Origin of the sequence: Salinicoccus sp. ID82-1 (assembly GCF_021991715.1) — a bacterium.
Taxonomy (GTDB): domain Bacteria; phylum Bacillota; class Bacilli; order Staphylococcales; family Salinicoccaceae; genus Salinicoccus; species Salinicoccus cyprini.
In genome coordinates this window covers 89,842-114,019 of record NZ_JAGFLY010000002.1, presented here as the reverse complement: position 1 = coordinate 114,019, position 24,178 = coordinate 89,842, and the positions used below count along the sequence as shown (strand labels likewise).

17 protein-coding genes are annotated in these 24,178 nt (G+C 48.2%); 4 read left to right on the top strand and 13 right to left on the bottom strand.

Going from position 1 to position 24,178, the window contains the following annotated elements; translation table 11 throughout:
* Positions 1–621: 621 nt before the first annotated feature.
* On the bottom strand, positions 622–1,860 hold the full coding sequence (locus J4760_RS06090; RefSeq protein WP_237605103.1) for a helix-turn-helix domain-containing protein: 1,239 nt from the start codon (positions 1,858–1,860) through the stop codon (positions 622–624).
* A gap of 110 nt (positions 1,861–1,970) precedes the next feature.
* On the opposite strand from J4760_RS06090, the gene J4760_RS06085 reads away from it, so the two are divergent.
* Positions 1,971–3,338 (top strand): MFS transporter, encoded by a 1,368-nt coding sequence (locus J4760_RS06085; RefSeq protein WP_237605102.1) that lies wholly within the window; start codon positions 1,971–1,973, stop codon positions 3,336–3,338.
* A gap of 50 nt (positions 3,339–3,388) precedes the next feature.
* Here the strand turns inward: J4760_RS06085 and J4760_RS06080 are convergent, their stop codons facing one another.
* Genes J4760_RS06080 through J4760_RS06060 form a run of 5 tightly spaced genes read right to left on the bottom strand, consistent with a single transcriptional unit; the run spans position 3,389 to position 7,715 of the window.
* Positions 3,389–4,288 carry a Cof-type HAD-IIB family hydrolase gene (locus tag J4760_RS06080; protein ID WP_145290005.1) on the bottom strand — a complete coding sequence of 300 codons (900 nt, stop codon included), beginning with the start codon at positions 4,286–4,288 and terminating at the stop codon, positions 3,389–3,391.
* 50 nt (positions 4,289–4,338) lie between these two features.
* Positions 4,339–4,809 carry a tRNA adenosine(34) deaminase TadA gene (tadA, locus tag J4760_RS06075; RefSeq protein WP_145290320.1) on the bottom strand — a complete coding sequence of 157 codons (471 nt, stop codon included), beginning with the start codon at positions 4,807–4,809 and terminating at the stop codon, positions 4,339–4,341.
* Positions 4,802–5,518: an HAD family hydrolase gene (locus tag J4760_RS06070; protein ID WP_237605101.1), complete on the bottom strand. Its 717-nt coding sequence runs from the start codon at positions 5,516–5,518 to the stop codon at positions 4,802–4,804. Before J4760_RS06070 ends, tadA begins: the two co-directional genes overlap by 8 nt.
* A gap of 45 nt (positions 5,519–5,563) precedes the next feature.
* Positions 5,564–6,508, bottom strand: coding sequence for an L-threonine 3-dehydrogenase (locus J4760_RS06065; protein WP_237605100.1), 945 nt, complete (start codon positions 6,506–6,508; stop codon positions 5,564–5,566).
* A 16-nt stretch (positions 6,509–6,524) separates the two neighbouring features.
* Complete coding sequence (locus tag J4760_RS06060) at positions 6,525–7,715, bottom strand: glycine C-acetyltransferase (protein WP_145289996.1); 1,191 nt, start codon at positions 7,713–7,715, stop codon at positions 6,525–6,527.
* Positions 7,716–7,851: 136 nt separating this feature from the next.
* Here J4760_RS06060 and J4760_RS06055 point away from each other — a divergent pair, with 136 nt between their 5' ends.
* From J4760_RS06055 to J4760_RS06045, 3 genes are read left to right on the top strand one after another with little or no spacing between them, the layout of a single operon-like run.
* A complete protein-coding gene (locus J4760_RS06055) occupies positions 7,852–9,033 on the top strand; it encodes an amidohydrolase (protein ID WP_145289993.1) in 1,182 nt (393 codons plus the stop codon).
* A complete protein-coding gene (locus J4760_RS06050; RefSeq protein ID WP_237605099.1) occupies positions 9,015–10,205 on the top strand; it encodes an amidohydrolase in 1,191 nt (396 codons plus the stop codon). Before J4760_RS06055 ends, J4760_RS06050 begins: the two co-directional genes overlap by 19 nt.
* Positions 10,202–11,371 carry a M20 metallopeptidase family protein gene (locus J4760_RS06045; protein ID WP_237605098.1) on the top strand — a complete coding sequence of 390 codons (1,170 nt, stop codon included), beginning with the start codon at positions 10,202–10,204 and terminating at the stop codon, positions 11,369–11,371. Before J4760_RS06050 ends, J4760_RS06045 begins: the two co-directional genes overlap by 4 nt.
* Positions 11,372–11,456: 85 nt before the next feature.
* Here the strand turns inward: J4760_RS06045 and tuf are convergent, their stop codons facing one another.
* From tuf to J4760_RS06010, 7 genes are all read right to left on the bottom strand, one after another.
* Positions 11,457–12,644 carry an elongation factor Tu gene (gene tuf / locus J4760_RS06040; protein WP_145289984.1) on the bottom strand — a complete coding sequence of 396 codons (1,188 nt, stop codon included), beginning with the start codon at positions 12,642–12,644 and terminating at the stop codon, positions 11,457–11,459.
* A 122-nt stretch (positions 12,645–12,766) separates the two neighbouring features.
* Positions 12,767–14,848, bottom strand: a complete 2,082-nt coding sequence (gene fusA, locus J4760_RS06035; RefSeq protein WP_237605097.1) for an elongation factor G — start codon at positions 14,846–14,848, stop codon at positions 12,767–12,769.
* 63 nt (positions 14,849–14,911) lie between these two features.
* On the bottom strand, positions 14,912–15,382 hold the full coding sequence (gene rpsG / locus J4760_RS06030) for a 30S ribosomal protein S7 (protein WP_145289978.1): 471 nt from the start codon (positions 15,380–15,382) through the stop codon (positions 14,912–14,914).
* 47 nt (positions 15,383–15,429) lie between these two features.
* Positions 15,430–15,846 carry a 30S ribosomal protein S12 gene (rpsL, locus tag J4760_RS06025; protein ID WP_145289975.1) on the bottom strand — a complete coding sequence of 139 codons (417 nt, stop codon included), beginning with the start codon at positions 15,844–15,846 and terminating at the stop codon, positions 15,430–15,432.
* Positions 15,847–16,073: 227 nt separating this feature from the next.
* Positions 16,074–19,697, bottom strand: a complete 3,624-nt coding sequence (gene rpoC, locus J4760_RS06020) for a DNA-directed RNA polymerase subunit beta' (protein WP_145289972.1) — start codon at positions 19,695–19,697, stop codon at positions 16,074–16,076.
* A 37-nt stretch (positions 19,698–19,734) separates the two neighbouring features.
* Positions 19,735–23,271 (bottom strand): DNA-directed RNA polymerase subunit beta, encoded by a 3,537-nt coding sequence (gene rpoB / locus J4760_RS06015; RefSeq protein ID WP_145289969.1) that lies wholly within the window; start codon positions 23,269–23,271, stop codon positions 19,735–19,737.
* Between the two features lie 226 nt (positions 23,272–23,497).
* Positions 23,498–24,097 (bottom strand): class I SAM-dependent methyltransferase, encoded by a 600-nt coding sequence (locus J4760_RS06010; protein WP_237605096.1) that lies wholly within the window; start codon positions 24,095–24,097, stop codon positions 23,498–23,500.
* Positions 24,098–24,178 lie beyond the last annotated feature (81 nt).

Below are 24,178 nucleotides of genomic sequence, written 5' to 3'. Positions count from 1 at the left end.
TGTCTTTTTTTATGTATTTTGATGGATCCCGGATTATAGGCGTCACCATGGCAAGTTAGAGCGCCAACTCACCACCGTGGGGTTTACCATGGCGAGTTAGAAGGCCAACTCACCACCGTGGGGTTTACCATGGCGAGTTAGAAGGCCAACTCACCATCGTGGGGTCTACCATGGCGAGTTAGAAGGCCAATTCACCATCGTGGAGTCTACCATGGTGAGTTAGAGGCTTAATTCACCATCGTGGAGTCTACCATGGTGAGTTAGAGGCTTAATTCACCATCGTAGGGTCTACCATGGCAAGTTAGAGCGCCAACTCACCATCGTGGGGTCTACCATGGCGAGTTAGAAGGCCAACTCACCATCGTGGGGTCTACCATGGCGAGTTAGAAGACCAACTCACCATTGGGGGCGATCGCACGGACCTTCCAGCGTCTGACCGGCGACGAACTATTATCGTGCAGGGGAATCGGCTTTTCCATCCTGCACCCGCTGCCTGTTGATCTCAGCATCCTCTCACCCCTGATCTATAGATTCCCCTCCATTCTAATAAAAAAGACTACAGAGATGTCATTTTACAATGAATTTGTCTACAGTCTGAAATCTCCCCTGGAGGGAGACTTTTCATTTTTCAAATATGATGTCACGGATCATGTAGAACTCAGTAGTGAAAATGGAATCCTTGATGTCATCGATGGTCGCTTCGATTGTATTGAAAGCTTCACGTGCTTTCTCTTTTTCACTCATGTAATAGAGGCTCAGCGGATAGACACATGAGCGGATCGCCATCAGAATCCGGTCGACTGGGTACTGAGCGGTCGTCCGAATATACATATTGTCATGATAGGCCTCCACAACTTCTTCGTAATCACCTTCAAAATAGGAATGTTCCAGTTCGAAAATCGGTCTGTAGAAAGACATCCCGGTCATCTTGTCATCATCTTGATCATATACCCTCTCGAGCCTCTCCATATAGTCCCTATAAAGTGCCGCCTGCTTTTTTTTATCATCTACCAGCACATAAAACTTCGGTATGGGGTTGTCTTCATCTATAATTTCAATTTCATGCTTATCCTGCTTGTTGAACTTCAAGTATCGCTTTATATTATCATCACATATTTCATACTTGGTTCTCTCTCCAATCAATGCATAGTAGTAGCCGAGTATAACATTTTCGGAGAAAAAGTATTTGAAATTTTCATGTTCATACGACAGTTCAATCGACTGGTTCAGAATATCTTCCAACGTATCCATATTTTTTGCCAGTGCAAATATGCCTTTTACATAATAGTAATCGAGCTCTATACGGGAATCATACTCCTTGAAGGAAAGAATTTCTTCCTCCGATTCGACAAGGCGATCAAATGCTTCAGCATAATCCTGGCTGTACATGAGCGAGACGGCATCATTCATTATATTTTTAACAACTAAATGTTCCATACCCATGCCTCTATAGAAGTTGCTGATTTTCTCAGTATAGTTGTCAGCCTGTCTATGGTCTCCCTTATAGCGATAATAGATGCGTATGATGTAATAGAGCTCCATCCCTTTTACATTTTGGGACACTCTATCGATATGGGGCAGAACCTCTTCTTCAATATAATAAAAAGGAAAAGTGAACATATTATTAAATTCTGCACTATTTAAAATTCCATTCGTCCATGCCTCATCCCCCTCCTGGGTCAGGTAGCCGATCGAAACATCGAGTTTCTTTGCGATATGGTTCAATGTTTCCATGGAAGGCTTCGATTTATCATTTTCAATCAGACTCAGCATGCCTTTGGTAATCTGCTCGCCGGCAAGATCGACCAGGGTCATTTTCCGTTCTTTACGCAGTTGTCTGATGCGTGCTCCAAGACTCATATTTTCATCTCCATAATATTATATGTTTAATTATATTAAACTTTTATTTGACAAGCAAGGTTTTCCGCTATATAATAAGTTTAATTAAATTAAACAAATGAGGTGGAGTAATGATTTTCAATCAGCAGTTGCCTTTACAGGAACGAATCAACTTTGTCGTGTATGCACTGAGCCGCTTCATTCTGAGTGTCGGAAAATATGTATATCTTTTCGCTGTCAGCTACTTCATCATGTACGAGACCGGATCTGCATTCTATTTTTCCATCAATATGGCCATCAGCATTATCGTCACATTGATTCTGCTGCCCTTCTCAGGTGTATTGAGTGATCTTGGCAATAAAAGAAAAATTGTCATCTCGGGTGAGATCTTGAACTCACTGGTGATTATGGGTCTGTTCCTCTATACTGTCATCTACGATATCAACCTGATTGCCATCTATATCGTGACGTTCCTGACATCCATGATTGAACCCTTCGTCTCGAATGCCTTCCAGACTGCCATAACGGAACTGTTTCATAAGGATCGGATTCAGCAGGTGATGGGCTACACTTCAGCCATCCTGTCATCAACCGTCATCCTCGGTCCGATACTCGGAGGCGTGCTGTTCGGCCTCCTGTCCTTCTCGCAAATCATCCTGATCTTCCTTATTGCATTCGCACTCTCTGCGCTGCTCGACTTCTTCCTGAAGTTCGATCTCTACTATCAGGAGAAGGATTATGAAGAAAACCATACTGAGGGTGCCAGCTTTGAAACGTTCAAGCACGACGTCAGCCAAGGTTTCATTTTCATCGCCAGAAATAAAGTGTTCCAGTCTCTTCTGATCATTGCCGCACTGGTCAACTTCATGTCCGGTGTTATAACGATCTTTCCTGAAAAGATGATGATCTATGAATTGGCCTTCCAGCCGGAAACGGTGGGCATCGTCAATGCCATCGCCGGTATCGGTGTTCTGATCGGCGGGGTGACGGTCGCCAGAATAAAAAACCTCAAGAGTCCATTCCGACTGATGAAAAGAGGGCTTTTCGTCTTTGCCGGTCTGGTTGCCCTCTATCTACTCCCGCTCCATCTCGAAGTGGATATTGCCACACTTGTCGTACTGCTCGGATTGATCGGTACCAGCGTGGCCATGACACTCCAGTTCGTTAATATACCAATCAACCTTTTTGTACAGCTCGTCACACCGCAGCATATCAAAGGCAGGGTGTTTTCCACCATGAACCTGTGCTCGATGAGCATCATGCCGGTCGGGGCAATATTCTACGGCTATCTATATGACTTTGAACTCTACTGGGTCATCAATGTTGTCAGTGCCATCCTGATCATCGCAATCGTGTTCACCATCTTCAATGAGAAACTCATAGCAAGATCCAAAGACATGTATGATGCAGCCAAGACGGAAAATGAAGCGCCGGATGAAACAGTACTTGAGACGTCTGATGTATTATTGGATGGCAAAGCCGATCCGCAAAGCATATAGGCATGCAAAAAGCCCATTTCCTATTTCAGGAAATGGGCTTGCATGTTTATCTAGGCTTCTGTATCGCGTGCTCCTGCTTTTTCCTTATCCATTTCTTCAAGCGCCTCTTCAATCGCAATGGCGACGCCATCTTCGATGTTCGTTGCTGTAACCTTGTCGGCTATGCCTTTGACTTCTGAAGCAGCGTTGCCCATGGCAACGGATATGCCGGCGCGTTTGAGCATGGAGATGTCGTTCAGGTTGTCGCCGACTGCCATGACGTCTTTCATATCGATACCCATGATCTCTGCAACGTTGGCAAGTGCAATCCCCTTTTGTGCATTGACGTGTGTCAGCTCTATATTGTGTGGTGCAGATGCGGATACGGCGAGGTTGCCAATCTCATACAGACTGTTCTTTGCCCGTACAAGTTTCGGTTTGCTGGATGAAGCGGCCAGCAGTTTCAGAACATTTTCATCTTCCCGTTCAAAGATCGACTTATAATCATCCGTTTCGATCAACGTACCGCGTTCGAGCCTTTCTTCCATGAACCGGCGGATCTTGTCTTCTTCCGGCTTCTGGCCCATCTGGGTGGAAAGGTCCTTGAATATTTCTATATCCTGTTCGATGCTCGCTGTGTAGATGGCACGGTCTGTATAGACCTGATAGAAGATATCTTCAGCTCTGAACACATCTGCAGCCTGTTCGATCAGCTCGGCATTCAATGCGTTGGTTGTCATGACTTCGCTTGATTCATTGCGGACCTCTGCACCATTCAGACAGATATACGGCAATTTCATATCCAATTTATTGATGATGCCATGTGCTTCGTAGAAAGCACGTCCTGTAGCGACAACAACCTGTACCCCACGTTCCATCGCTTTGCTGATTGCAGCCTTGTTCCGGGGACTGATTTCATGGCCCGGGGTGAGCAGGGTCCCATCCATATCTAATGCGATTAATTTGACCATAAGCGCTCCAAAACTCCCTTATTGTTTTTAACTTCATTTTATCAGAAAATTTAATCAATCGGTTGATTTTTCCGTTTTTCCCTCAAAGCTTTGAAAAAAGACTTCAGCATCCCGCTGCATTCCGCTTCCAGCACACCACTGGTGACGATGGCCCGATGATTGAAGCGGGGTTCATCAAGCAAGCGCATCAGACTGTCCACAGTACCGCCTTTCGGGTCTTTTGCACCGTAGACGACGTGAGGAATCCGGCTCATCACGATGGCACCGGAACACATGACACATGGTTCGAGCGTGACATAGAGTGTACAGTTTTCAAGCCGCCACGATCCAAGGACTTCACTCGCCTTATTGATGGCGATGACTTCCGCATGGGTCAGCGGGTTCTGTGATGTTTCCCTCAGATTGTGGCTGCTTGCGATGACCTTGCCTTCATGGACCACTACTGCCCCGATCGGCACTTCACCGATGGCCTCTGCCTTCCGGGCTTCAGCCAGCGCCAGCTTCATATACGCTTCATGCATGATCCGCACCATCTTCCGCCAGAATGAAACGTCCGTCATCAATGACATCCGTTACACTCTGGAGGATCATATCCGCGCCTTCGAGATCCTCCCTGCGGCACGTGCCGCTCAGTACACCAATCGTCCGCAGTCCTTCTTCATAACCGAGCATCGTATCCGCCCGGTTGTCCCCGATCATCACCATCTCGTCCAATGAATGGCCGGTCTTTCTGCACAATGGCTCCAGAATCCGGATATCCGGTTTGTGGAAAGGGGAATCGTCGCCTGCAACCACTTCATGCACCACACTCTCCAAAGAGAACTTGCGGATGAAATATTCCGTACTCAGCCGGCTGTCACTCGTAACGATGATATTCTTATAGCCGTCTGCTGCAAGCTGGCGCAGCACATCTGCTGCACCGTCTATCAGTTCCATGCTGTCGCGCAGCGCATCAAGGTTCTCCTCATAGAAGTCCTTCATCCACTTGCCACCGCCTGTCTGATAGCGCTCGAATTGATCCTGGATGATATCTCCTGTACCGCTCGCAAGAACGGAATTCGGCGCAATCTGCCCATTGATCAGTCCGAGCCTGTGAGCGAGTTCATCTTTTATATCATGACAGTCGAACGCTTCTGCAAAGGCTTCGATGGACCGCTTGGCATAAGGTGTCCACACTTTATGGTAGTCCATCAGTGTACCATCTTTGTCAAATAGTATTACACGCGTCATTTTGCCGCCTCCGATTAGAAAAAATAAGAAGGCAATCCTGCCTTCCTACTTCTTATTTCGTATCGCTTCCAGCATGGTTTCCGTCATTTTTTCCAAAGTATACTTCGGTTGGAATCCCCACTGGCGCTTTGCTTCGCTTGCATCAATCGCATTCGGCCAGCTCGCTGCGATGCCCTGGCGCACAGGATCGACATCATAGTCGAGCGTAAAGCCTGGTATGTGTTTTCTGATCTCATTGGCAACCATTTCCGGATTGATGCTCATGGCTGTGACATTGAACGCATTGCGGTCGAAAAGCTGATCTGGATCTGCTTCCATCAGCTTGATGATGGCGTCGATGGCGTCGTCCATGTACATCATATCCATATTGGTGCTCTTGTCGATGAACGATGTATAAGCGCCATTTCTGACAGCTTCAAAATATATTTCGACAGCATAGTCTGTCGTTCCGCCGCCGGGCTCCTTGACGTGAGAGATCAGTCCCGGGAAGCGGACACTTCTGGTATCGACACCAAATTTTTCAAAATAGTAGTCACACAACAGTTCTCCGGCAACTTTGTTCACTCCATACATGGTTGTCGGGCGCTGGATTGTGACCTGTGGCGTGTTCTCTTTCGGGGTGGAAGGGCCGAAAGCACCGATCGAGCTCGGTGTGAAGAACTTGAGATCATATTCGCGCGCTGTCTCCAGTGCATTCATCAGACCACCCATATTGATGTCCCATGCGAACTGCGGATTCTTTTCCGCCGTTGCACTGAGCAGTGCCGCCATGTGAAGCATTGTATCCGGTCTGAACTCGGACACAATCCCCTTCATCCGCTCCATATCCCGGACATCCAGAATTTCGAATGGCAGACCTTTCAGATTGTCATCTTCAGGTGCCTTTATATCTGTAGGAAGCACATTGCCTTCCCCATACTTTTCCCTCAGTTTCAAAGTGAGCTCTGTGCCGATCTGGCCGAGCGCACCTGTAATTAGAATTCGTTCCATTGCTGTACTCCTTAGATTATGAGATTACATCCAGTTCCTTGCCGACTTTTTCATATACTTCAAGTGCCCGATCGAGCATTTCCTTCGTATGCGCAGCTGTCGGCATATTTCTCACTCGGCCGGTACCTTTAGGAACTGTCGGGAAGACGATGGACTTGGCATATACGCCTTCTTGCATCAGACGTTTTGAAAATTCCTGTGTCGTCTTTTCATCGCCGATGATGCAAGGTGTAATCGGCGTTTCGGAATTGCCGATCTCAAATCCGAGCTTCTTCAATCCGTCTTTCAGATAGTTGCCATTCTCCCATAGCTTATCATGCAGCTCTGTGGATGCCATGAGCATGCGTACCGCTTCGGTGATTGCCCGTGTATCCCCTGGTGTCAGGGAAGTGGAGAACAGGAATGGGCGTGCTGCCACTTTCAGATAATCGATGAGATCCTTTGATCCTGCAATATAGCCGCCGACAACACCGATGGCTTTCGAGAGTGTACCCATCTGGATATCAATATCCTTCTCGAGGCCGAAGTGCTTCACTGTACCTGCGCCTTTGCCCATGACGCCGGAACCGTGTGCGTCATCCACATAGGTGATGAGGTCGAACTCCTTGGCGATATCGACGATTTCAGGCAGCATGGCCACATCGCCATCCATTGAAAATACACCGTCGGTGATGTACATGACCTTCCTGTACTGGCCGGATTCGACCGCTTCTTTCGCCTTCTGTCTTAAATCAGCCATATCGGAGTGGTTGACGCGGATGATCTTTGCGCGTGACAGCTTGCACCCGTCGATGATCGAAGCGTGGTTCAGTTCGTCGGACAGAATTGCATCCTCCTTGCCCATGACAGCCTGAATGGCCGCCATGTTGCAGTTGAACCCGGACTGGAATGCGACTGCCGCTTCTGTCCCCTTAAATCGAGCGAGCGTCTCCTCCAGTTCCACGTGCAGATCGAGTGTGCCGTTGATTGTACGTACAGCTCCTGCACCGACACCGTGGGAATCGATTGCCTCTTTAGCCACCTGCTTCAATGTCTCATTCGTCGCGAGGCCGAGATAGTTGTTGGAAGACAGGTTGACCAGTCTTTCCCCTTCAATCGTGATTTCCGGACCGTTCGCACCTTCCACCACATTTATCTCATTATAGAGTCCATTTTCTTTCAATTCCTGCAGATTCGATGCAAGATACTCATCCAAAATTCTAGACATTACCAATCTCCTCCTCTTTCTTTTATCATATCATAAGTGCAACCGGTCATAGAATTGAAAACATGCGTTTTAATATGTTTCGAAAAGTACGAAAATTTGATAAAATTGTGTAATATAATTTATGGAGGCGAAATACATGACAATAGATGATATCGTGAAAACCGTCATGCCCGACATGGTCGAGCACAGGCGGTATATGCATATGCACCCTGAAGTTTCATTTCATGAAAAGGAAACCTATACATACATATTGGAGTGTCTCGCGCGCTATCCGGATGTGACTGTAAGAGAAGGTGTCGGCGGCGGAGGGCTGCTGGCGACAATCGGCAGCATGGCCCATCCACATGTTGCCATACGTGCTGATTTCGATGCACTGCCCATACAGGATGAAAAGGATGTACCCTACAGATCGACAGTCGATGGTGTCATGCACGCGTGTGGACATGATGCCCATACGAGCACACTGCTCGGACTGCTCGACCTGGTTCATAAAAATAAAGACCATCTTAAAGGCAGCATCTCATTCATTTTCCAGTTTGCAGAAGAAGTCCAGCCGGGAGGCGCCATCTCCATGGTTGAAGACGGCGTGCTTGAAGGCATCGATAAAGTGTACGGACAGCACTACTGGAGCCAGTACCCGACGCACCAGATCAAAACGAAGACGGGCCCCGTCATTTCAAGCCCGGATATGTTCAAAATAAAAATCCAGGGCACAGGCGGACATGCTGCACACCCGCAGAATGCCGTCGACCCGATTGTCATTGCAGCGGAGCTCATCACCAATCTGCAGACTGTCGTATCGAGACAGGTCTCTCCCCTTGATAATGCTGTTGTCACCGTCGGCAAAGTCAGCTCCGGAGATGCCTTCAACGTCATCCCCGATACAGCTGAAATCATCGGTACGGTACGGACATTCGATTTCAAGGTCAAGGAGAAGATCCGGGATATCTTCCACAAGGAAGCCACGCTCACTGCAGAAAAACGTGGTGCGACAGCTGAAGTGCAGTATGATTTCGGCTACCCGGCGGTCATCAACCATGAATCGGAAGCAGACATCATCCGTCAGGCTGCCGGAGAGATCGGTCTTGATTTTGAAGAAGCGAAGCCGCTGATGATCGGCGAAGACTTCTCCTACTACATCAATGAACGTCCAGGCGCCTTCTTCTTTACCGGCTCCGGAAATGCCGGGAAGCTGAGCGATTATGTCCACCATCATCCAAGATTCGATATGGATGAAGACGCCATGGCAAGCGGTCTGGCCATGTTTATGAAAATACTCGAGATCGAGCAGGTGATTGAATGGAAACATCAGTCGTAGAACAGCTGTCACGCACCCACTACAACGAAATGGTTCGACTGCGCCGGCATTTCCATATGTACCCTGAACTGTCCTTTCAGGAAGTCCAGACGCCTGCATACATTGCCGAATATTTGAGAGAACTCGGGCTGGAAGTCCAGGAAGGGGTTGGTGGCCGCGGTGTTGTCGGCCGCCTGACGATCGATTCTGCGCTGCCTACAGTGGCCCTTCGTGCCGATTTTGATGCACTGCCGATCCAGGATCAGAAGGACGTTCCATACAAGTCCACCGTCCCCGGTGTCATGCATGCCTGTGGACACGATGCCCATACTGCCGTCCTGCTGACAGTGGCGCGCATCCTGACAGAGAATAAAGACCAGCTCCAGGGCAACGTCGTCTTCATTCACCAGCACGCCGAAGAAGTCGATCCGGGCGGTGCCATACAGATGATTGCGGATGGCTGCCTTGAGGATGTCGACGCCATTTTCGGCCAGCATATTTCAAGCAATCTTGATGTCGGTACCATCGGCTATAAATACGGCACCGCAACAGGCATACCGGATGACTTCACCATCAAGATACGCGGACGGGGCGGTCACGCATCAAAACCCCATGCGACCATCGACCCGGTAGCTGCTGCCATCTCATTCTGCAATCAGCTTCAGTATATCGTCACGCGCAAATCGAAACCGATGGAGCCTGTGGTTCTGTCCATTACGATGTTCAACGGTGGACACCAGCATAACATCATCCCGGATGAAGTCGAAGTCGGTGGCACCATCCGTACATTCAATGCCGAAACCCAGAATGTCATGATCAGCGAACTGCAGAAATGCCTCGAAGGCCTGGTGACAACAACGGGCATCTCCTATGACCTTGATTATATGAAAGGCTATCCACCGGTAGTGAACGATACAGACAAGACCGATCTTGTTCTGGCAGCAGCACAGGAAATCAGCACTGTAGATGAAGTACGCGAAATGGCACCGGATCTTGGTGGAGAAGATTTCTCCTACTATCTGCAGCGTGTGCCCGGCACTTTCTACTACACCGGTACAAGAAACTCAAGTTTCAAAGCGGATTATCCGCATCACCACGCCAAGTTCGATATTGACGAAAAAGGACTCACCAATGCAGTATCCGTCATGGTAAAGTCCGTATTCAATTATTTCGAGAAGGAGAATGGACAATGATGGATCTGACCCATGAAATAGAACAGCATTACGAGGATATGGTGAATATGCGCAGACATATGCACATGCACCCCGAAGTGTCATTCAAAGAGGAAAATACGAAGCAGTATATATACGATCAGATTAAAGACCTCGGTTTTGAAGTCAGGCGAGACGTCGGCGGCAATGGTATCACTGCCCGTCTTCAGGTTGATGACAGTTTCAAGACGATCGGCCTGCGCGCGGATTTTGATGCACTGCCGATCCAGGACGAAAAGGATGTTCCCTATAAATCCACAGTGGCGGGTGTAATGCACGCATGCGGACACGATGCCCATACTGCCATACTGATTACAGCAGCACGCATACTGGCGGCGCATAAGAATGAACTGCCGGTCAATGTCGTCTTCATCCACCAGCATGCTGAGGAACTGCTTCCGGGCGGTGCAAAATCCATGGTTGAGGACGGCGCACTGGATGGTGTCGACTACGTCTTCGGCACCCATCTATCGAGCCAGTTCCCTGTAGGGACACTGGCATATACGTATGACCACGCGTGGGCAAGCCCTGACGCCTTTTCAATCGAAGTGGAAGGACGCGGCGGCCATGGCGCCGAACCGCATGAAGCCGTCGATCCGATTGTTGCTGCCGCCTCACTCATCCAGCAGCTGCAGAGCATCGTATCGAGAACAATCGATCCGCTGAAATCCGCAGTTGTGACTGTCGCTACATTCAATGGCGGCTCTTCATTCAACGTCATCCCAAGTACGACTGTCGTCAGTGGTACCGTCAGGACGTTTGAAAAGGAGGTCAGAGAGAGTGTCCAAAAACGTATGGAAGGCATCGCAAATGGCATTGAATCAAGCTTCGGCGTCAACTGTACCCTGGACTACACAGAGGGCTATCCTGCACTGGTCAATGATAATGAACAGCTGAATCATGTACTCGATGTTCTTGAAGATGCTGATTATGTCGAGAAGCGTGAGGAGAACGCACCCTCCATGGGCGGCGAAGACTTTTCCTACTTTCTGCAGGATACACCAGGTGCCTACTTCTACACTGGTGCCAGGAACAGTAGTATAGGTGCTGACTATCCACACCACCATCCAATGTTCGATATCGATGAACAAGGAATGAAGGCCGGCGTAGAATCACTCGTTAAAATCGTCCTCGGATTCCGGAATTAAAAATAAGGCTGTTCTCATAAAGAGAGCAGCCTTATTTACGTACAAAAAAAGGAGCCCGAAGGCTCCTTCTTCAATAATCAAAAGATTACTTAGTGATTTCAGTTACAACGCCTGATCCAACAGTACGTCCACCTTCACGGATGGAGAAACGTGTACCGTCTTCGATAGCGATTGGAGAAATCAGTTCAACTGACATTTCAACGTTGTCGCCAGGCATAACCATTTCAGTACCTTCTGGAAGGTTTACTACGCCAGTTACGTCCGTAGTACGGAAGTAGAACTGTGGGCGGTAGTTACCGAAGAAAGGAGTGTGACGTCCACCTTCGTCTTTTGAAAGTACATAAACTTCTGCTTTAAACTGTGTGTGTGGAGTGATGGATCCAGGCGCAGCAAGTACTTGTCCACGCTGGATGTCTTCACGTGCTACACCACGGAGAAGTGCACCGATGTTGTCGCCAGCTTCTGCATAGTCAAGAAGCTTACGGAACATTTCAACACCTGTAACAGTTGTTTTGCTGTTTTCTTCAGCAAGACCGATGATTTCAACTTCGTCACCGACTTTGATCTGTCCACGGTCAACACGACCAGTAGCAACTGTACCACGACCAGTGATTGAGAATACATCCTCAACCGGCATCATGAATGGCTTGTCGGAATCACGCTCTGGAGTTGGGATATAAGTGTCCACAGCTTCCATGAGTTCCATGATTTTATCTTCGTATGCTTCGTCGCCTTCAAGTGCTTTGAGTGCAGAACCAGCGATTACAGGGATGTCGTCGCCAGGGAAGTCATACTCGGAAAGAAGTTCGCGAACTTCCATTTCAACGAGTTCAAGAAGCTCTTCGTCGTCAACCATATCAACTTTGTTGAGGAATACAACAAGTGCAGGTACGCCAACGTTTTTAGAGAGCAGGATGTGCTCACGTGTTTGTGGCATTGGGCCGTCTGCTGCAGAAACAACGAGGATACCGCCGTCCATTTGAGCAGCACCAGTGATCATGTTTTTAACATAGTCAGCGTGTCCTGGGCAGTCAACGTGCGCATAGTGACGCTTTTCAGTTTCATACTCGATGTGGGAAGTATTGATTGTGATTCCACGTTCTTTTTCCTCTGGAGCATTGTCGATCATGTCGTAGCTTTGAGCTTCGCCAGATCCTCTTTTAGAAAGAACAGTTGCGATAGCAGCTGTCAGAGTAGTTTTACCGTGGTCGACGTGACCGATTGTACCAATATTGGCATGCGTTTTGGAACGGTCGAATTTTTCTTTTGCCATTTCGTATACCTCTCCTTAAATAAAGTAGTAGTTTATATTGAAACTCGAAGCGGGCTTACCCCGCTCGAGGTGTTTCTAAATCACTTATAAATGATTCAGGCTGAAAAATCAAGTGGTGCCGATTATGCACCTTTGTTTTTCTTGATGATTTCTTCAGAAATTGATTTAGGAACTTCTTCATAGTGGCTGAAAGTCATTGTGTAAGTTCCACGACCTTGCGTGTTGGAACGCAGGTTGGTCGCATAACCGAACATTTCTGAAAGTGGTACGAATGCATTGACGATTTGTGCGTTACCACGTGCAGCCATACCTTCAACGCGGCCACGACGGCTTGTAACGTCACCCATGATGTCACCCATGTACTCTTCAGGCATAACGATTTCAACCTTCATGAGTGGTTCAAGAATGATTGGTTCACAGACTTTGGCAGCTTCTTTGAGTGCCAGTGAAGCAGCAACCTTGAAGGCCATCTCTGAGGAGTCGACATCGTGGTATGAACCATCGAAAAGTTTTGCTTTGACGTCTACCATTGGATAGCCGGCAAGTACACCATTTTCCATTGCATCTTTGATACCCGCTTCAACGGATGGGATATATTCACGTGGTACAACACCACCGACGATAGCATTTTCGAACTCGAAACCGCCACCGACTTCATTAGGTGTGAATTCAATGTGAACGTCACCGTATTGACCACGACCACCGGATTGACGCGTGAATTTACCTTGAACAGCAGCCTGTTTTTTGAATGTTTCACGGTAGGATACCATTGGTGCACCTACGTTACATTCAACTTTGAATTCACGTTTCATACGGTCGACAAGGATATCAAGGTGAAGCTCACCCATACCACCGATGATGACCTGTCCAGTCTCGTTGTCAGTGTGTGCTGTGAATGTAGGGTCCTCTTCCTGAAGCTTGACAAGTGCACTCGTCATCTTGTCCTGGTCCGCTTTGGATTTAGGTTCTACAGACAGGTGGATAACCGGTTCAGGGAATTCCATGGACTCAAGAATAACCTGACTCTTTTCGTCACATAGTGTATCTCCAGTTCCAGTATCCTTAAGTCCTACTGCTGCAGCGATATCGCCTGCGTATACAGTCGAAATCTCCTCACGGGAGTTCGCGTGCATCTGCAGAATACGTCCGACACGCTCACGCTTGTCTTTCGTAGTATTTCTGATATATGAACCTGCATCCAGTGTACCGGAATACACACGGAAGAAAGTAAGTTTACCTACGAACGGGTCACTCATTACTTTGAATGCAAGTGCTGCAAACGGCTCGGAATCATCCGGTTTAGCAATGATCTCCTCATCTTCATCGTCCTTCTTGTGTCCAACGATAGGTTTAACATCAAGTGGGGATGGAAGATAGTCGATTGCTGCATTCAGAAGCAGCTGGACACCTTTGTTTTTGAAGGCTGTACCACAGAGTACAGGGTAAAATTCAACATCACATGTTGCCTGACGGATAGCTGCTTTCAACTCATCAGTTGAAATCTCTTCTCCACCCAGGTATTTTTCCATGATATCTTCATTTACATCTGCGAGGCCTTCGATCAGACCTTCTCTGAGAGAATCAACTTTATCCTGGTATTCTGCAGGAATTTCAATCTCATTGATTTCAGTACCAAGGTCATTGTTATAATGGAATGCTTTGTTTTCCACGAGATCGATGATGCCTGTGAAGTCATCTTCAGCACCGATCGGATACTGGATCGGGTGTGCATTCGCTTGCAGACGTTCTTTGATTGTGTTGACTGAGTACTCGAAATCAGCACCGATCTTATCCATCTTGTTGACGAATACAACACGTGGAACACCGTAGGTTGTCGCCTGTCTCCAGACAGTTTCTGTCTGAGGCTCAACGCCGGACTGTGCATCAAGTACAGCTACTGCACCATCAAGTACACGGAGGGAACGTTCAACTTCAACAGTGAAGTCTACGTGTCCTGGTGTATCGATGATGTTTACGCGGTGACCTTCCCACTGCGCAGTTGTAGCAGCAGATGTAATCGTAATCCCACGTTCTTGTTCCTGCTCCATCCAGTCCATCTGGGATGCACCTTCGTGAGTTTCACCAATCTTGTGAATACGGCCTGTGTAATAAAGAATACGTTCAGTCGTCGTCGTCTTACCAGCATCGATGTGAGCCATGATACCGATATTACGCGTTTTTTCTAAAGAGAATTCTCTTGCCATTGGTATCCTTTTCTCCTTCCAGGAATGGGATGAAATTAAGCTTAGCGGCTTGAGCCCCGCCTACTACCAGCGGTAGTGGGCGAATGCTCTGTTTGCTTCAGCCATCTTGTGTGTATCTTCACGCTTCTTGACAGCTCCGCCTGTATTGTTGGCAGCGTCAAGAATTTCATTCGCTAGGCGCTCTTCCATTGTCTTTTCCCCACGCAGACGTGCGTAGTTCACGAGCCAACGAAGTCCAAGAGTTGTACGGCGGTCCGCACGCACCTCTACTGGTACCTGGTAGTTTGAACCACCAACACGACGCGCTTTAACTTCAAGTACTGGCATGATGTTCTCGATCGCTTCATCAAAAACTTCGATTGCATCTCTGCCGGAACGTTCCTGTACAAGATCGAATGCTTTATAGAGAATTCTTTGGGATGTACCGCGTTTTCCATCCACCATCATTTTATTGATGAGTTTCGTCACAAGTTTGGAATTGTGAATCGGATCTGGCAATACGTCTCTTTTAGCAACTGGTCCTTTACGTGGCATAGTCATCCTCCTTTCAAATATTATTTCATCCAGTCATCATGAATGGATTATTTTTGCTTAGGGCGTTTAGTACCGTATAGTGAACGGCCTTGCTTGCGGTCGTTGACACCAGAAGTATCAAGCGCACCACGTACGATGTGGTAACGTACACCAGGAAGGTCTTTTACACGTCCTCCACGGATCAGTACAACACTGTGCTCCTGAAGGTTGTGTCCAATTCCAGGGATATATGCGTTTACTTCGATAGTATTGGAAAGTCTCACACGCGCATATTTACGCAGGGCGGAGTTCGGTTTCTTAGGTGTCATTGTTCCGACACGTGTGCAGACACCGCGTTTTTGAGGCGCACTCTCATCCGTCATACGTTTTTTAAGGCTGTTGAAGCCTCTGTTCAATGCTGGTGATCCTGATTTTTTGCCTTTAGTTTGACGAGGTTTTCTAACTAGCTGATTAATCGTTGGCATGGTATTCCTCCTCTCTTCATTAATCCCACACATCCAGGTGGTTCATTTTTAGGGTATAAAAAATGTGTAAGAACCAAATCTTACATTTCAACATTTTGTCTCTCCATACTGACCTCTCGGATCCCATATAGAGTAACCTTAATAATAATAGCATCTGCCCATGGTCATGTCAACAAAATACACTAAAAAAACAGGTCCTCCCACACATATGAGAGGACCTTGCTTTTTTAATCTTCTATCAGAACTTCTTCTCTCTCTACTGCTTCTTCATTTTTCTCTACATCAATTTCAACGTCGCGGTATTTCGGCATGCCTGTGCCGGCTGGAATCAGCTTACCGATGATGACATTCTCCTTGAGTCCGAGAAGTTCATCACGCTTGCCTTTGATTGCAGCATCTGTGAGTACTCTTGTTGTTTCCTGGAAGCTGGCTGCAGAAAGGAAGCTTTCTGTTTCAAGTGATGCTTTCGTGATACCGAGCAGAACAGGCTTGGCTGTCGCCGGTCTCTTACGCTTTTTGAAGATTTCTCTATTTGCATCAGTAAATGCATGGATATCAACAAGTGCACCAGGGAGCAGTGATGTGTCTCCGGCATCGATGATCCTTACTTTCCTGAGCATCTGTCTGACCATGACCTCGACGTGCTTGTCGTCGATTTCAACACCCTGCATACGGTATACCTTCTGTACTTCTTTCAGGAGGTATTCCTGAGTGTGGTTCAGACCAGCAACACCGAGAAGTTCCTTCGGTTCGATGGAACCTTCCGTAAGGATTTCACCAGGACCAACCTGATCGCCGATTTCGACGAGTACACGCGCTGTTGCCGGCGCTGTGTATGTCTTCGTCTCCTGTTCACCTTTGACCTTGATCTCCTGCTGGCGGTCTTTGACGATTTCAATATCCGTAACTGCACCACGGATTTCGGAAATCATCGCCTGACCCTTCGGATTACGTGCTTCAAAGAGCTCCTGGATACGCGGCAGACCTTGCGTGATGTCACTTCCGGCAACCCCACCTGTGTGGAAGGTACGCATTGTAAGCTGTGTACCTGGTTCACCGATGGACTGGGCAGCGATTGTACCGACTGCTTCGCCCACTTCGACTTTTTCACCAGTTGCAAGGTTTTTACCGTAGCAGCGTTCACATACACCATGACGTGTATTACATGTGAATGCAGAACGGATGTACATTTCCTCAAGACCACTGCTTACAATCTCCTTCGCCAGTTCAGGCGTGATGAGTTCGTTTGACTTCACAATGATCTCTTTAGTTTCAGGGTGTCTTACCGTCTCTTTCGAGTAGCGTCCTTCCAGACGGTCGATGAACGGCTCGATCAGCTCTGAACCTTCTGTCAGTGCACGGACAAGGAGACCTTTGTCTGTTCCACAGTCCTCTTCACGGACGATGACATCCTGTGCCACATCAACCAGTCTTCTTGTAAGATAACCGGAGTCGGCCGTCTTGAGTGCCGTATCGGCAAGACCTTTACGGGCACCGTGTGTGGAGATGAAGTACTCGAGTACTGTCAGCCCTTCACGGAAACTGGATTTGATCGGCAGTTCGATGATCTGTCCGGACGGGTTGGCCATGAGTCCACGCATACCTGCAAGCTGTGTGAAGTTGGAGGCATTACCACGGGCTCCGGAGTCACTCATCATGAAGATCGGATTCAGACGGTGGAGGGAAGCCATCAGACGATCCTGGATGACATCCTTCGCTCTTGTCCACAGTTCAATGACTGCACCATAGCGTTCCGCTTCGGTGATTAGACCACGTGCAAACTGTTTCTGGACCTTCTCGACTTTTTCTTCCGTCTCGTCGATGATCTGCTGCTTGTCCGGCAGGACGACGATATCGGAGACACCGACTGTGATGCCGGCTTTGGAAGAGTATTTGAAGCCGAGATCCTTCATGCGGTCAAGCATGACGGAAGTTTCAGTGATGTGGAACTTGTTGAAGACTTCAGCGATGATCTGGCCAAGGAATTTCTTGTTGAAAGGCTGCACAATCGGCTCATCTTTGAATCTTTCGGCAAGCCCGCCTTCACCGAGCTCTTCGACGGATACGAAATAGCGGTCCGGTATCTGGAACTCGAGGTTTTCCCTTGTCGGTTCGTTCAAGTAAGGGAAGGATGGCGGCATGATTTCATTGAAGATGACCTTGCCTGTTGTTGTCATCAGAATCTTGCCTTTATGCGCCTCTGGGAACTTCGCGGATTCAAGTGAATCTGTGTGCAGACCAATACGTGTATGCAGCTGTACATAACCGTTCTGGTAGGCCATGACGACTTCATTTGCATCTTTGAAGATATGTCCTTCGCGTTTTGTGAACTCTCTTTCGAGCGTCAGGTAGTAGTTGCCAAGTACCATATCCTGTGAAGGTGTAACGACCGGCTTGCCATCCTTAGGGTTCAGGATGTTCTGGGCAGCGAGCATCAGCATGCGTGCTTCCGCCTGCGCTTCTTTGGAAAGTGGTACGTGTACTGCCATCTGGTCACCATCAAAGTCGGCATTATATGCTGTTGTTACCAGCGGGTGCAGACGGATGGCACGGCCTTCAACGAGTGTCGCTTCGAATGCCTGGATACCCAGACGGTGGAGTGTCGGTGCACGGTTCAGAAGTACCGGGTGCTCTTTGATCACATCTTCAAGCACATCCCATACGTCATCTTCCATACGTTCAATTTTGCCTTTGGCATTCTTGATGTTTGTCGCCATTTCACGCGCAACGAGTTCCTTCATGACGAAAGGCTTGAAGAGTTCGAGTGCCATTTCCTTAGGGAGACCACACTGGTACATCTTCAGGCTTGGTCCGACAACGATTACGGAACGGCCGGAATAGTCGACACGTTTACCGAGAAGGTTCTGACGGAAACGGCCCTGCTTACCTTTAAGCATGTGGGACAAGGATTTGAGCGGACGGTTTCCTGGTCCCGTCACCGGGCGGCCACGGCGTCCGTTATCAATCAGTGCATCCACTGCTTCCTGCAGCATGCGCTTCTCATTCTGTACGATGATGCCGGGAGCACCAAGGTCGAGCAGACGCTTCAGACGATTGTTACGGTTGATGACACGACGGTACAGATCGTTCAGGTCACTTGTGGCGAAACGTCCACCATCAAGCTGGACCATCGGACGGATTTCCGGCGGGATGATCGGCAGAACATCAAGAATCATCCATGACGGATCATTTCCGGAGCTGCGGAATGACTCGACAACTTCCAGACGTTTGATTGCTCTTGTCAGACGCTGGCCTGTCGCTGTTTCAAGTTCTTTTCTGAGCATTTCAAGCTCGGATTCGAGATTGACATCCATCAGAAGTTCCTTGATCGCTTCGGCACCCATCTTCGCAGTGAAAGTATTACCATGCTTGTCGTAGTACTCCCTGTACTCGCGTTCAGTCATGAGCTGCTTCTGCTCAAGTCCCGTGGAACCTGGTTTGATTACGACGTAGGACGCAAAGTAGATGACTTCTTCAAGTGAGCGCGGTGACATGTCAAGAAGCAGTCCCATTCTGGATGGGATGCCCTTGAAGTACCAGATGTGGGAGACAGGGGCAGCAAGTTCGATATGCCCCATTCTCTCACGTCTTACTTTTGCACGTGTCACTTCAACACCACAACGGTCACAGACCATGCCTTTGTATCTGACACGCTTGTATTTTCCACAACTACATTCCCAGTCCTTCGTAGGACCGAAAATCTTCTCACAGAACAGACCGTCCCTTTCAGGTTTCAGTGTTCTGTAGTTGATTGTTTCCGGCTTTTTGACTTCTCCGAAAGACCATGAACGGATCTTTTCTGATGAAGCCAGACCTATTTTCATATATTGAAATCTATTTACATCTATCAATGAGCTTTCCTCCCTAAAGTTTTATCAAGCTCAATCATCATTCAGTAACATCTTCAGTTGCAGCGCTTGTTTTCTCGCTTAGATTCATCTGATTGGATGCATCATCCTCTTCAGTATCACGCATCTCTATTTCTTCATCGTTCTCATCGAGGATGTTGACATCGAGGCCAAGACTCTGGAGTTCCTTCATCAGTACGCGGAAGGACTCAGGTACTCCAGGTTTAGGGACATTTTCACCTTTTACGATTGCTTCGTAGGTTTTCACACGGCCTACAGTATCATCCGACTTGACGGTCAGGATTTCCTGCAGTGTATAGGCAGCACCATATGCTTCCAGTGCCCATACTTCCATTTCCCCGAAACGCTGACCACCGAATTGTGCTTTACCACCAAGCGGCTGCTGTGTAACAAGGGAGTATGGTCCGGTACTTCTTGCGTGAAGTTTGTCATCAACCATGTGTGCGAGTTTCAGCATATACATGACACCGACGGAAATACGGCTCTCGAACGGTTCGCCTGTACGGCCATCGTAGAGTACTGTCTTACCATCGCGGGCAAGACCGGCTTCTGCCATCGTATCCCACACATCTTCCTCGTTGGCACCATCGAATACCGGTGAAGCCATTTTCAGACCCATTGCACGGGCAGCCATGCCGAGGTGAAGCTCAAGCACCTGACCGATGTTCATACGGGAAGGTACACCAAGCGGGTTGAGCATGATATCAATCGGTGTGCCATCCGGCATGTAAGGCATATCTTCTTCCGGAAGAATTCTGGAGATTACACCTTTGTTGCCGTGTCGGCCACACATCTTATCCCCTACGCTGATCTTACGCTTCTGGACGATGTAGACACGTACAAGCTGGTTGACCCCTGGAGAAAGTTCGTCGCCGTCTTCACGGTTGAAGACTTTGACATCAAGGACTATACCACCGGCACCGTGTGGCACACGGAGTGATGTATCGCGTACTTCACGTGCTTTTTCTCCGAAGATGGCATGCAGAAGGCGTTCTTCAGCCGTCAGCTCCGTTACACCTTTAGGCGTTACTTTACCGACGAGGATGTCGCCATCCTTGACCTCGGCACCAATGTGAACGATACCGCGCTCGTCGAGTTTCTTAAGCGCATTATCGGACACATTCGGGATATCTCTTGTGATCTCTTCAGGTCCGAGTTTTGTATCTCGGGATTCGGACTCGTATTCTTCGATATGGATGGAAGTGTAGACATCATCTTTCACAAGACGTTCACTCATGATGACGGCATCCTCATAGTTGTAGCCGTCCCATGTCATGAATCCGACGACAACGTTCTGTCCGAGTGCCATTTCACCATTGTCCATGGAAGGACCATCACCGAGGATCTCACCTTTCGACACGATGTCGCCTTTGGCAATGATCGGCTTCTGGTTGTAGCATGTACCGGAGTTTGAACGGATGAATTTGGACAGTCTATAGACGTCCTTTTCCGTTTCGATTTCTTTTCCATTCTCCTCGACGATGCGGCGGATATGGATCTCTTTCGCTTCCACGTGCTCAACACGGCCTCTATGGCGTGCAACAACTGCTGCACCGGAGTCGCGTGCAGCGACGTGCTCCATGCCTGTACCGATATGTGGAGATTGCGGTATCAGAAGCGGCACTGCCTGACGTTGCATGTTCGCACCCATCAGGGCACGGTTGGAGTCATCATTTTCAAGGAACGGGATACATGCTGTCGCGGCAGATACAACCTGCTTCGGCGATACGTCCATGTAGTCCATGCGTTCTCTCGCCATTCTCGTGTTGTTCCCACGGAAGCGGCAGACGATTTCTTCTCTGATGAATGAACCATCCTCATCGAGGAGTGCATTGGCCTGTGCTACTACATAGCTGTCTTCTTCATCAGCTGTCAGGTAGTCGATCTGGCTGGTTACACGGTTTGTTTCCGGATCCACTCTTCTATATGGTGTTTCGATAAAGCCGAATTCGTTCACTCTTGCATAGCTGGACAGCGAGTTGATCAGCCCGATGTTCGGTCCCTCAGGCGTTTCAATCGGACACATGCGCCCGTAGTGGGAATAGTGTACATCTCGTACTTCCATACCTGCGCGTTCACGTGTCAGACCGCCGGGCCCAAGTGCAGACAGACGTCTTTTGTGTGTCAGTTCGGCAAGCGGATTCGTCTGGTCCATGAACTGTGACAGCTGGGAGCTGCCGAAGAATTCTTTGATTGATGCAATGACCGGTCGGATATTGATCAGCTGCTGTGGCGTAATGGATTCCGTGTCCTGGATGGACATGCGCTCCCTGACGACACGCTCCATACGGGACAGTCCGATTCTGAACTGGTTCTGCAGCAGTTCGCCGACAGAACGCAGACGACGGTTGCCCAGGTGGTCGATATCGTCAGTGTCGCCTACACCATGAAGCAGGTTGAAGAAATAGCTCATGGAAGCAATGATGTCGGACGGTGTGATTGATTTCACTTCAACATCCGGGAATGCATTGCCGATGATGGTAGTCGTACCATCTTCCTGGTTCGGTGCCTCTACTTTGATGGACTGGACTTCGATCGGTTCATCGAGCAGGCCATTTTCAAGGTGGAATGTTTCAAGATTCGCATCTGCCTCAAGTACGTCAATGATGCCATCCAGTGTGCGACGGTCGATCGTCGTACCTGCTTCGGCTATGATTTCACCGGTTTCCCTATCAACAATAGGTTCAGCAAGCACCTGGTTGAACAGGCGATTCTTAAGATGTAATTTTTTATTCATTTTGTAGCGTCCAACACTCGCAAGGTCGTAACGCTTCGGATCGAAGAACCTTGAATAGAGAAGATTTCTGGCATTCTCCACAGTTGGTGGTTCACCTGGGCGAAGTCGTTCGTAGATTTCTAGGAGTGCCTGATCCACTGTTTCTGTCGTGTCTTTTTCAAGTGTGTTTCTGATATATTCATTGTCACCAAGAAGATTGATGATCTCCTGGTCTGTAGAAAATCCAAGCGCTCTAAGCAGTATTGTCATTGGAAGCTTACGCGTACGGTCGATTCTTACATATACAATATCTTTAGCATCGATTTCGTATTCAAGCCATGCACCACGGTTTGGTATCACTGTTGCACCAAAGCTCGCCTTACCATTCTTGTCCGTTTTTTCCGAGTAGTACACAGATGGACTTCTGACAAGCTGCGATACGATTACGCGCTCTGCGCCGTTGATGATGAAAGTACCTGTATCCGTCATCAGTGGGAAATCGCCCATGAACACTTCCTGTTCCTTGACTTCACCCGTCTCTTTGATGACAAGACGTACTTTTACACGCAATGGTGCAGAATATGTGGCATCATGGTTCTTTGCTTCATCCTCATCATACTTGGGCTCGCCAAGCTTGTAGTCCACAAACTCCAAAGACATGTTCCCAGTGAAGTCCTCTACAGGCGAAATGTCCTTGAACATTTCAATAAGACCCGTTTCAAGGAACCAATCATAGGATTTTGTCTGGATTTCGATCAGGTTCGGCAGATCCAATTTCTCTTCGATACGTGCATAGCTTCTGCGTTTAGCGTGTCTTCCATATTGAATCAGTTGACTCATCGACAGATTCACCCCTAATAAAAATTACGTAAAACATTCACCGAAGCAAGTTAAACAGTTAATAAGACAAAAAGAAAACGGAATCGAAACCAACCCCATTTTCTATTTATTAACAATATTTAATACGCTCCTGCCAATCGCAGCTCAAAAAGCGCATACGGATTGACATTATATTTTTACATTCTATAACTATACCATAGTACATTTGTCAAGTCAAACTTTATTACTACGCTTTGATGCCCTTCAGGACATGGTAGCCTTTATCCTTTGCAATCACTTCCACATTGCCGAACTGCGATTCGATTTCTTTTCTGTATGATGCCATGCCCTGCTTCTTCTGGACCACCATATAGAAGGCACCGCCTGCACCAAGCCGATCATGTGCATCTCCAATCATCCCGATGACTGTGGGCTTGCCTGCACGGAACGGCGGATTCGTCACGTAGAAGGACACCGCCCCGGCGGAACGCGCATCAAATTCCTCGCGATCCATGACTTTGGCCGCGACCCCATTGCGCCCGGCATTCTCTTCGCACAGCGCGAGCGCATCGGAATTGACCTCGACCATCAGCGGGCTTGCCTGCAAAATATCTGCAAGGACAGTACCGACGGGCCCATAACCTGCACCCATATCTATGAATGCATCATCTTCCGCCGTGCTCCGGTCTTTGGCAACAGCATCGATCAGAACATGGGAACCGTAGTCGACGCGATCTTTTGAGAAGACGCCGCGATCCGTCCTGAAACGATAGACTTTGTCATTGTAGCGGAATTCGATTTCCTTGTATTCGTGTTCCGTGTTGTTTCCAGTAAAATAATGGCTCATGGACATCACTCCTATGTAAAGACAATTGCATAAGATAAGAAAGAGGCTCATTTAAACAATGGATGTTTAACATGAGCCTCA

Coding starts and splice junctions, on each gene's coding strand:
- J4760_RS06090 (WP_237605103.1), bottom strand. CDS start 1,860: ATGAGTCTTGGAGCACGCATCAGACAACTGCGTAAAGAACGGAAAATG.
- J4760_RS06085 (WP_237605102.1), top strand. CDS start 1,971: ATGATTTTCAATCAGCAGTTGCCTTTACAGGAACGAATCAACTTTGTC.
- J4760_RS06080 (WP_145290005.1), bottom strand. CDS start 4,288: ATGGTCAAATTAATCGCATTAGATATGGATGGGACCCTGCTCACCCCG.
- tadA (WP_145290320.1), bottom strand. CDS start 4,809: ATGCATGAAGCGTATATGAAGCTGGCGCTGGCTGAAGCCCGGAAGGCA.
- J4760_RS06070 (WP_237605101.1), bottom strand. CDS start 5,518: ATGACGCGTGTAATACTATTTGACAAAGATGGTACACTGATGGACTAC.
- J4760_RS06065 (WP_237605100.1), bottom strand. CDS start 6,508: ATGGAACGAATTCTAATTACAGGTGCGCTCGGCCAGATCGGCACAGAG.
- J4760_RS06060 (WP_145289996.1), bottom strand. CDS start 7,715: ATGTCTAGAATTTTGGATGAGTATCTTGCATCGAATCTGCAGGAATTG.
- J4760_RS06055 (WP_145289993.1), top strand. CDS start 7,852: ATGACAATAGATGATATCGTGAAAACCGTCATGCCCGACATGGTCGAG.
- J4760_RS06050 (WP_237605099.1), top strand. CDS start 9,015: ATGGAAACATCAGTCGTAGAACAGCTGTCACGCACCCACTACAACGAA.
- J4760_RS06045 (WP_237605098.1), top strand. CDS start 10,202: ATGATGGATCTGACCCATGAAATAGAACAGCATTACGAGGATATGGTG.
- tuf (WP_145289984.1), bottom strand. CDS start 12,644: ATGGCAAAAGAAAAATTCGACCGTTCCAAAACGCATGCCAATATTGGT.
- fusA (WP_237605097.1), bottom strand. CDS start 14,848: ATGGCAAGAGAATTCTCTTTAGAAAAAACGCGTAATATCGGTATCATG.
- rpsG (WP_145289978.1), bottom strand. CDS start 15,382: ATGCCACGTAAAGGACCAGTTGCTAAAAGAGACGTATTGCCAGATCCG.
- rpsL (WP_145289975.1), bottom strand. CDS start 15,846: ATGCCAACGATTAATCAGCTAGTTAGAAAACCTCGTCAAACTAAAGGC.
- rpoB (WP_145289969.1), bottom strand. CDS start 23,271: ATGAGTCAACTGATTCAATATGGAAGACACGCTAAACGCAGAAGCTAT.
- J4760_RS06010 (WP_237605096.1), bottom strand. CDS start 24,097: ATGAGCCATTATTTTACTGGAAACAACACGGAACACGAATACAAGGAA.